Consider the following 9,278-nt stretch of genomic DNA (forward strand, 5'->3'; position numbering starts at 1 on the left):
TCTAAAAAAACCAACTTCATCCTCTTTCCTCTATAAATTATTCTCTCTATCCTAACATAAGATCAACACGACCTAGACTTCAAGAAGAGCAGCTTTGAGGGCGAATTTGGCCGCTCAGCACTGCGAGCCGTTTTGTTTGCTCTCTACGAACTGCAGAAAGAGGCGGATAGCGATGAGGTGATGGAACACCTGCGGTCTTTGGTACCCAGCTACCACATGCGCCGGGATGATTTGGTGGCTTTTTGTCAATACATTGCCCGCAAGCGAGAACACCGCTATCCAGAAGAGTCCTCAGCCGCCGGGATCTTGCTCGCCCTTATCAGAAATGAACGCTTGGGTTGAAGAAGAAGTTATAGGATTAACTCACTCACAAGTTGTATTGTCAGGGCTTCCTTCAAGCTCAGCATCTGAGTTAAAGTATTTCTCAACAATCGACTTTATTTGGTTAACATAAGCTATAGCCTTGTCCGCATTTTTTTGTTTGTAGTATTCCAAGGGGACAATATCTACAGCTCCATAAAAAGCCAACTCCCTATCTTTGCGCATCTCAAATGATATGTTTTCCAGCAAGGCTATTTCCTCGTCAGAAAGCTCTGGGAACCGTTCTCTATTTTCTGCTACTTGGCCACCAGGGTCATGGGTTTTGCCGTAGTTTATTCCCTTAATGATTAGGCAAGCTTTGATGAATAACTCAATAATTTCTTGGCACATCCGAACTACATCAGCGTAATCGCCAACCTCATAGAAGAATGACAACGCTTGGATGCGATAATTAGCCCTTTGATAGTAGTCTTTTGCTAATTTCTTTCTCATCGTTATTCACCCAATAGGGGATCCCCCGGCATACTTTATACGTAATTAAACTGTCACAGATGAGTTGATTGACTATATCCCTGATCTGCGTGATGCAGTTCTGCTTTTCATAGATGATGTGGTGGTTGGTAGCCACTTCATAAGTCAAGCTGGCTGGCCTGCATAGCTCTGTGGGCTTTAGCAAGATAAAGTTTATCTCCAAGCCAAGAAGTTTTTCTAGATCCCTGCAGGTAGGAAGCAGTAAGTCATCTCTGCTTCTGCAATCGGGTATATTCTCTGCAATTACTAATAAATCGAGGTCAGAGCCGTGAACCCATGAATTATTGGCGCGGGATCCATAGACAACAATAGCCCACAGATCCGAGCCAAAGACGGATTGAATTTTCTCTTGAATAAGCCGCGCTTGTGCTTCGGATATTCCTATGCTGCGCTTCTCTCTGCCCTGAAAGCCTGCAGACTCTTGTACGGTTGACATGGCTACCTTGCGCTGATCAGCTTATTCTGCAAAGACGCTGCTTGCGCCTTCGGCTGCTCATTTTAAGGCTAGAGTATTGTTACAATTTTACCCCAGCCCGCCATGTCCAGCACTTCTTTCCTACGCCGTTTCAGTTCCCGCCAGCAGCGGCTCAGCCATGTCTTTCTCAAAGATCGCCTGGCAAAGGCACGCACCTACAAGCGCATTGCTGGGTACTTTCGCTCTTCTATTTTTGAATTGGTGACTGAAGAGATTACACACATCGAGCAGGTGCAGATCGTCTGTAACAGCGACTTGGATCCCTGGGATATTGCCATCGGCAAAGCTTCCCGCCAGGCCAGAGAAATGGCGCTCAAAGAAAAATGGAACGAAGAGAAAGGAGAATTGATCACCAGCCTATTACAGCGCCCCCGCTACCGTCAACTTTACGAAATCCTCAAAAGCGGCAAAGTGGAAGTGCGAGTGGTGTCAGCCGCAGATGCCCCCTTTCTCCACGGCAAAGCAGGTGTTATTGAGGCAAGAGATGGCACCAAATCTGCTTTTATCGGCAGCCTCAACGAAACGCGGCAGGGATGGCAAGAGCATTACGAAATTGTCTGGGAAGACCAGTCGCCAGAAGGGGTTGCTTGGGTCGAAGCGGAGTTTCAGTACCTGTGGGAACGGAGTGTTCCTCTGCCAGAAGCGATTGTGGAAGAGGTGGGGCGATTATCTCGCAAGGTAGAGGTATTTCTTCAAGACTTGCAACCTGTCGATGTTCCTGGAGCCGCATTGGTGGAAGCCCCTCTCTATCGCCGGGGTGAGGTTCTCAAACCATGGCAGCAGTCGTTTGTGGAAATGTTCCTGGAACACCGAGAGCTGTATGGTGCAGTGCGACTCATTCTGGCAGATGAAGTGGGGCTGGGTAAAACCTTGTCTTTGGCGGTTGCGGCGATGGTGGCGTGCCTTTTGGAAGATGGGCCAGCCTTAATTCTTTGTCCGGCTACCCTCTGCCAGCAGTGGCAAGTGGAACTCAAAGATAAACTGGGCATTCCCTCTGCTGTGTGGCTCTCCAACCGCAAGGTATGGCAAGATGCCAATGGGCACATCATCAAAACCAAGGGTGCTGAAGGTATTGGCCGTTGCCCCTATCAAATTGGTATTGTTTCTACGGGTCTCATCTTTCACAATGCCCCCGAAGCCCAATGCCTTTTGGAACGATGCTTTGGCACGATTGTCCTGGATGAGGCCCACCGCGCCCGCTGTACCCGTGGTGTCACGGTAAGGGATCCCAAACCCAACAATCTCTTGGACTTTATGGGCAAGGCGGCCACCCAGTCCAAGCACGTCCTTTTGGGCACAGCCACCCCCATCCAAACCCATGTTGAGGAACTGTGGGATCTGCTGGGAGTGCTCAACAGCGGTGCCGAGCATGTGTTGGGACGACGGCATCAGCAGTTGTGGCAGCAGACGCAAAGGATCCTGCCCATCTTGACAGGACAACAAGCAGTGACCGACGAGCATTTTGCCTGGAATTTGCTCCGCAATCCTCTGCCGCCATCTGTTGAGGATCCCTTGTTTGACCACATCCGCAGCGATCTGAAGCTCTTCAAAGGTCAACACTTCACAGATAAGCCCCTGACGGAATTGGAGGACTTCACCCGCCAAGAACTGCGAGATGCCCTGGAAGAGCGCCAACAGGGGCTGACTTTTTTCCAGCGACACAACCCAATTCTGCGCCATACCGTATTGCGAAAACGCTCTACCTTGGAAGAATTGGGCTTGCTTGAGCGGATTGCCGTCGATATTTGGCCGAGCGAGGGAGAGCAATTGCCCATGTTCTGTGGGCTGGGTTTGCTCACTTCTCCCGAATTTGATGTGGCCTATGAAGCTGCCCAAGATTTTGCTAGGGCTTTGAGACAGCGTACCCAATCCGCTGGGTTTATGAAAAGCATCATGCAAAGCCGGATCTGCTCCAGTATTGCCAGCGGCCTATCTACGGCTCAGAAACTACTGGAAAAGCGGCGTTTTTTTGAGGAGGACGGAGAAGAAGATTGGCTGTTAGACAACCTTCCAGAGATTTTAGAGGCAGAATATGCCCATTTGGAGCGCATTGTTAGCGTCTTGAGCCAAAAGAGCACGGATCCCAAACTCGATGCCGTCCTCTATTTCCTACAGGAACGACACTGGCTGGACTTGGGATGCATCATTTTCAGCCAGTATTTTGATACCGCCCATTGGGTGGCCAACAACCTGAGCCAACGTCTGCCTCAAGAAAGTGTGGCTCTCTATGCAGGCGCCCACAAGTCGGGTTTGTTTTTTGCCGGAGAATGGCGGAGCGCAGAGCGGGAAGATATCAAGAGAGCCGTGCGAGAGCGTACCATTCGGCTGGTGGTGGCCACCGATGCTGCTTGTGAAGGTCTGAATCTCCAAACTTTGGGCACGCTGATCAACATTGATCTCCCTTGGAATCCTTCCCGCCTAGAGCAGCGCATCGGGCGGATCAAGCGCTTTGGTCAGACCCGCGACCGTGTGGACATGCTCAACCTGGTGTACCACGGTACCCACGACGAAAAGGTATACGAGGTGCTTTCTCAGCGGATGAAAGATCGCTACGACTTGTTCGGTTCTTTGCCCGATACTATCGAAGATGAGTGGATTGAGAATATCGAAACTCTGGAGGCCAAATTGCAGGAGTTTACAGAGCGCAAGAAACAGGCCAACGCTTTTGAGCTGCGCTACGCAAGCACAGTTGAACCCAAAGGCCCAAGATAGGAGACCTGCGAAAAGGTGTTGTCCCGTCGGGATATTGTGGAACGTCTTTCAGAAGGGTGGTAGCCATATATCAGCCAATTCGATATGCTTCTGCCAATGGGCTGGAAAAAGTTGCCTCTGACCACGAGTTAATACGGGCGGAAGTGCCTTGACCATGCTAGGCTCCAGCCCGAAAAATCTGCTCAGCCGTGAGGTTTAATTCAGGGAAAACTTTAGAGCGAATCCGGTCATTGCCCCGAAATAATTGCGCCTGATATTCCTCATTGACCAGTTGGAAAACCGAGATTGTGGGAACCTTCGGCTCGCCAATGTACCGACGACCCCCCAACGCTTGGTAGTCAACGATCCAGTATTCGGCAATACCTAACGTCTCGTAGTCACTCAGCTTATGCCAGTAGTCATCTCGCCAGTTGTTGCTGGTAATTTCAATGACAAGAGGAATAGAGGTTCCGTGGATGAGCGTCGAGGATTTCTGCCACAGGGGTTCTCTGGCCAAGGCGGTACGGTCAATCACCACCCCATCAGGAGTGTAGGCAGTATCGCCTTCCGGCGCCTTGATCAAGGTGTCCCGACCTAGAAAATAGTTGAGGTTGCACCTGCGGATTTCTAATGCCAATTCGATGGCAAGAAAACCACTGATTTCATCATGTTTCCCTGTGGGTTGCATCTCAACCGCAACTCCGTTGTGTAGTTCGTATCGTCTGTTAGGTTTCCACTCCAGAAACTCAGCAAAAGTCATTGGCTTAGAAGAAACAGCATAGGTAGCAGTCATAGTTTTTCCTCCCTTGAATGAGTTAAAACGCCCTAGATACTTCTGCAAACATTGTCGCCCATCTCATCCTTTAATAGTCTTTTATGGCATAGCCGTGTAACCCTAGCCAGAGCCGGATATAGATATCTAGCAGAATCACTTCAGGCATTCCCAACTTGCCTCATCTACGTTTCAAGTGGGGGAGTAGGTTCTTGTCAGGAGCGTGTTGCATTTGAATCTTGCTCTAATTCAATATCACCGTAAATGTCTGCCAGGGAAAAAGTGATGTTGACAGATGGCAGCGTAACAACATCATCCAGGGCATGGTAGTCCCTGAAGATCCACTCGACATTTCCCTGGCAGCGGTAGTGTTCTACACTGATTCGAGCTTGGTCAATTAGCAGATACTCCTGTAAAGTTGGGAGAGAGCGATAGGCAGCAAACTTCGCTCCTCTATCGTAGCTTTCGGTGGCAGGCGAGAGCACTTCCACAATTAAGATAGGGTTAGTGACAGTATCCTTGCGCCCTTCTTTAAGCTGAACTGGGTTTTGGATCACCATACCATCGGGATAGACATATTGTTCGAAGGCAGGTATGTAAAGTCTGAGATCACTAGAAAAAACGGAAAAACCCTTGCCTCTTAGCTTAAGCCAAAGTAGGGCATTGACACTGGTAATCAGTTGGCTATGAATGGGTGTGCCGCCAGTTATCTCAATAATTTCCCCATTGCGAAATTCACGGCGGATCCCGCCTGTGGCCTCTGATTCAGCTTCCAGGGCAAAGTATTCCTCTGAAGTGTGGGTTTTACGGGGGGCGAGGGCAGTGGTCATGGCATCTCCTCAGGCAGCGGCAGAATGGATCAAGCGGTCAGCCGGGTGTCGAGAAGCTCGACGCGGTGGCCTTCGGGTTCTCTCGGTCGCAAGTGCAGCCAACCTCTCTGTATCCTTCGTCGGCCTCTCCATGATGAGAGGTATCCTGCGATTCTGGGGTAAAGACCGGTGGTGGGGAGCTGACGCTTTTGTTATCCTGTCGCATAGGCTCCCCCCTGGGATCGCGAGGGAAAGTGGGCCAACCTTGCCTGACGCTAGATTAGATGCCAGCACAGGCCACATGATGTCGTGTCAGCAGGACTTGGTTCTCATTGGCAGGCTTGGAGAGAGGACGTGACCTGATGTTTACTTGGCTCTGGACGAAACAATTTTCTCGCTTGAATCAGAGGCTACAGAGCCTGGAGGTAGCCCGCGAGGAAAACCTTCTGTCTCCCGATCTGAGCGCTCAAACTCTGCAGGTGGCCCCCGACTTTTGGGAACGGCAGCACCAAGCCTTTGTCTATGTGGATAAGCAAATGCGAAGGCTCAGCCGTCGCAGCAAGATTTGGGGAGGAATGGCGCTGCTGGCCATTCTGGCCGATGCGGCTTTGATAGTGGCAGGTCTGGCAGCGTTCCAGTCTTGGCAGCAGGTGCAGGCGGATCGCCAATTAACTCGCATTGCCCAACAGGTTGCGGCTGTCGATCCTCTGCAGCAAGCTTTTGATGATCTGGTGGCTCAATTGCCCCAGATGAGCGGGGCAGAGCGATCTCGTGCCCTAGAGGCGTTGCAGGCTCTCTCGGCCATCTCGATGGCCTATGGCGGCTACTCCTCCGACGGTTCTGCGGGCATTTCCATGTACAGCTCTGTTTTCCCAGCGGCAGCAACCCCTCTGGAGGCTCAACTGCAAACCATCTACCAGTTGGGGCAAATGCGGGTGGTGGAGGCGGTGCCGGCTTTGCTGACCAAGCTTGCGGACGATGAGCCGGTGGTGCGGGAGGCGGCGGCCCGTGCCCTCGGCCAAATTGGAGATCCGCGCGCCTTGGGTCCCTTGCACGATCTTCTGGCCTATGAGCCCAATGAGTTGGTTCAAGATGCCGCTATTGCTTCGATTGCCCAACTGCTGCGCTGAAGAGAGGGTTAGATGGGGGTGGGAGTTGAGGCACTGGGGATGAGTATCGGCAAAATGAGCAGGCTGGGCAAACTGCTGGGGGTGATTTTTTGGGTGTGGGGATCCGCTCTGCCCGTTTGGGCGCAGGATCCCTTCCGCAGCGGGGACAATGCCCGCCCCATCAGACCGGAGGTGGCGGCAGCTTTTGAAGAGTTCTTCTGTGCAGGCCGCTACAGCCAGAGCCGGGAAAAACTGGAAATGGCCAAGAAGGCCTCCCCCGAAGAGCCGATGGTCTATGCCCTGTTGGCGGCGCTAGCTTATCAGGAGGGAGACCTGGAAGCATTTGCCCAGTTGGCCACTCAAACCCGACAGGTGGCCGCCGAGTTGAAAAAGACGGATCCCCTGCGGGGCAACCTTTATGAGGGCGTGGGCTATGGGCTGGAGGCAGCCAACATAGTGGTGCGAGATGGGGTGGTCATCGGTTTGCCCAAAGCTCTGCCCACCCTCAATCAATTGTTTGCTTCCATTCGGGCCGCCCAAGCAGTGGACAGCAGCGATCCGGAGCTCAATCTGCTCAACGGCTACATGGATTTGCTGCTGACCTACCGGGAGAAGGCTCTAAATCAGTTTCGGATGGCAGCGCCTGACTATCTGTCCTACCGCGGCCAAGCTCTGGCCTACCGGGATATGCAGCGCTTTGACGAGGCGCTGGAGGCGGTGGATCGGGCCATTGCTGCTTCCTGCAACAACCCCGAGCTTTACTACCTCAAGGCGCAAATTCTGGTTTCCAAAGGGCAAGACCGAGAGGCCGTCCCCCTTTTCGATCAGGCCCTGCAAGCTTCCGCCCAACTGCCCCAACCTTTGGTGGAGCAAATCCAGATGGAGCGGGATCGCGCCGCCCAGCGCAGTGGGTTGACCGGCCAGTTGCCGGCCACGCCTAGCCCCTGAAGGGATCCCATGAGCCTGCGCATCAGCGGCAAACGAGCGCTGCAAACTCCCGCTGGCTTGGGCACTCGACCCACACCTGGCCGGGTGAGGCAGGCCTTGTTCAACATCTTGCAAGGGCAGGTGGAAGGCTGTCGCTGGCTGGATCTGTGCTGTGGGGCCGGTACGGTGGGAGCAGAAGCTCTGTGTCAGGGGGCCGCTTTTGTGGCCGGGATCGAGATTGCCGCCCCTGCCTGCCGCATCATCCGAGCCAACTGGGCCAAGGTGGCGCAGCTGGGGCAATCTTTCCAGGTCATTCAGGGAGATGCCCGCAAGCTGCTCAGCCGCGGCCTGAACTTGGAGCCATTTGATTACGTGTACTTTGCTCCTCCCTACGAGGCCGGTCTGTACGCCCCGCTCCTGCCCCTGATCCCGCCCTTGCTCAAGCCAGGCGGAACCTTGATCGTCGAGCATCGCAGCGGCCATGACCTACCCGAACAGGTGGGATCCCTGCTGCGCTTTGACCAACGAACCTATGGGCAAACGGCCCTCGCCTTCTATCGCCATCTGGAAGAGCAGCTCTAACTGGGAAAGGGGGTGCTGACAAAGCCGATTTCCAAGAGCTGCTGATAGGCTTGGGTGCCCAGCTCGCGGGTTGGGCCCTGGCTGTTGATGACCTGGATCAGCCAGCCCACAGCCTCTTCCGGTCGCCCGGCGGCGCGATAGACCACGGCCAAATCGTAGGCGGCTTGATCCCGGGCTTGGGCGGCAACACGGGCCAGCTCCCGCTGTTCTTCGGAGATGCGGTTTTGGATCCCGGCGAAGGCGCGGGAGAGATCTTGGTGGTAGTTGGAGCGCTGGTTGTAGGCGTTGAACACCTGCTGCAGCAGCTCGACAGCCTGGTCGTAGTTTTGCGCTTGGATGGCGGCATTGGCTTCGGCGGCCAGTTGTTCGGCTCGCAATGCGCTGAGGGCGCTGCTGGGCTGCTCTAGGGCGCGAAACTGCTGCGGATTGGGAATAAGCTGTTGCCCGGTGGGGAGCTGCTGAGCAGTGGCCCAGAAGGTGGAGCCCATGCCCAGGACAAGGCCGAGCAGTACGCCGAAAACCAACCGCGCCCAAGAACGGCGCAGAAGGCTGAGCCCCTGTGCGATGGCGTCCTGGCGACAGCCTTGGGAAGCAACAGTAGGACGTCGTCCAATCATGTGCGGGTAACCCCCAAAACCTTTTTTGACCCGTTCCACTCTACCCTACTCCTCGTGCCTTTGCTGCAGCTCAGGGATCCCTTTGGAGCGAGGCTGGGAGGAGATGGGCTTCTTGAGCTTGGGCGGAGAGGAGCTGGGCGAGTTGGGTGGCTCTGGAGGCTTTTCCGGCAGCAGCGGTAGGTTGAGAATCAGCTCATACATGCGCAGGTATTCCAGCGCTGAGCGGTGCCAACTGAAATCACTGGCCATGCCCCGCTTCTGCAGCGCTTGCCAGGTTTCTTTGTGCTGGAAGGCTTCCCAAGCCCGCGCCAGACAGGTGTAAAAGTCCAGGGCTTCGTAGCGGTCAAAGCAGTAGCCGGTGCCGATCCCCTTGCTGGGGATGTGGTGGCTGACCGTATCCACCAGCCCCCCCGTGCGGCGGACGATGGGCACACACCCATAGCG

At 54.0% G+C, this 9,278-nt stretch carries 10 protein-coding genes and 1 pseudogene; 5 read left to right on the forward strand and 6 right to left on the reverse strand.

From position 1 onward, the window contains the following. Window positions 1-132 precede the first annotated feature (132 nt). Complete coding sequence (locus tag NW828_RS13195) at window positions 133-342, forward strand: hypothetical protein (RefSeq protein ID WP_414384339.1); 210 nt, start codon at window positions 133-135, stop codon at window positions 340-342. A 21-nt stretch (window positions 343-363) separates the two neighbouring features. Here NW828_RS13195 and NW828_RS13200 read toward each other — a convergent pair whose 3' ends face one another. Together NW828_RS13200 and NW828_RS13205 are read right to left on the reverse strand one after the other, a co-directional pair. Then, window positions 364-813, reverse strand: coding sequence for a HEPN domain-containing protein (locus NW828_RS13200; RefSeq protein ID WP_414384341.1), 450 nt, complete (start codon window positions 811-813; stop codon window positions 364-366). Beyond that, window positions 773-1,288: a nucleotidyltransferase domain-containing protein gene (locus NW828_RS13205; protein ID WP_414357407.1), complete on the reverse strand. Its 516-nt coding sequence runs from the start codon at window positions 1,286-1,288 to the stop codon at window positions 773-775. Before NW828_RS13205 ends, NW828_RS13200 begins: the two co-directional genes overlap by 41 nt. 102 nt (window positions 1,289-1,390) lie before the next feature. On the opposite strand from NW828_RS13205, the gene NW828_RS13210 reads away from it, so the two are divergent. Next, window positions 1,391-4,039 carry a phospholipase D-like domain-containing anti-phage protein gene (locus NW828_RS13210; RefSeq protein WP_414384343.1) on the forward strand — a complete coding sequence of 883 codons (2,649 nt, stop codon included), beginning with the start codon at window positions 1,391-1,393 and terminating at the stop codon, window positions 4,037-4,039. Between the two features lie 157 nt (window positions 4,040-4,196). Here the strand turns inward: NW828_RS13210 and NW828_RS13215 are convergent, their stop codons facing one another. Further along, the gene (locus NW828_RS13215) at window positions 4,197-4,811 is read right to left on the reverse strand and encodes a Uma2 family endonuclease (protein ID WP_414384344.1); all 615 of its coding nucleotides are present in this window, start codon (window positions 4,809-4,811) and stop codon (window positions 4,197-4,199) included. Window positions 4,812-5,005: 194 nt separating this feature from the next. Continuing rightward, window positions 5,006-5,620, reverse strand: a complete 615-nt coding sequence (locus NW828_RS13220) for a Uma2 family endonuclease (RefSeq protein ID WP_414384346.1) — start codon at window positions 5,618-5,620, stop codon at window positions 5,006-5,008. 341 nt (window positions 5,621-5,961) lie between these two features. Between NW828_RS13220 and NW828_RS13225 the strand changes: the two genes are divergently transcribed. Genes NW828_RS13225 through rsmD form a run of 3 tightly spaced genes read left to right on the forward strand, consistent with a single transcriptional unit; the run spans window position 5,962 to window position 8,217 of the window. After that, complete coding sequence (locus NW828_RS13225; RefSeq protein WP_414384348.1) at window positions 5,962-6,729, forward strand: HEAT repeat domain-containing protein; 768 nt, start codon at window positions 5,962-5,964, stop codon at window positions 6,727-6,729. 39 nt (window positions 6,730-6,768) lie between these two features. After that, window positions 6,769-7,656, forward strand: a complete 888-nt coding sequence (locus NW828_RS13230; RefSeq protein ID WP_414384350.1) for a Sll0314/Alr1548 family TPR repeat-containing protein — start codon at window positions 6,769-6,771, stop codon at window positions 7,654-7,656. Between the two features lie 9 nt (window positions 7,657-7,665). Next, window positions 7,666-8,217: a 16S rRNA (guanine(966)-N(2))-methyltransferase RsmD gene (gene rsmD, locus NW828_RS13235; protein WP_414384352.1), complete on the forward strand. Its 552-nt coding sequence runs from the start codon at window positions 7,666-7,668 to the stop codon at window positions 8,215-8,217. Here rsmD and NW828_RS13240 read toward each other — a convergent pair. Both NW828_RS13240 and NW828_RS13245 read right to left on the reverse strand, forming a co-directional pair. Next, on the reverse strand, window positions 8,214-8,834 hold the full coding sequence (locus tag NW828_RS13240; RefSeq protein WP_414350843.1) for a hypothetical protein: 621 nt from the start codon (window positions 8,832-8,834) through the stop codon (window positions 8,214-8,216). The two genes, rsmD and NW828_RS13240, sit on opposite strands and share 4 nt — an antisense overlap. A gap of 45 nt (window positions 8,835-8,879) precedes the next feature. Next, window positions 8,880-9,278, reverse strand: a pseudogene (locus tag NW828_RS13245) (starch synthase); the annotation flags it as partial.

Source organism: Synechococcus sp. W55.2 (assembly GCF_047461635.1).
In the GTDB taxonomy this organism is placed as follows: domain Bacteria; phylum Cyanobacteriota; class Cyanobacteriia; order Thermostichales; family Thermostichaceae; genus Thermostichus.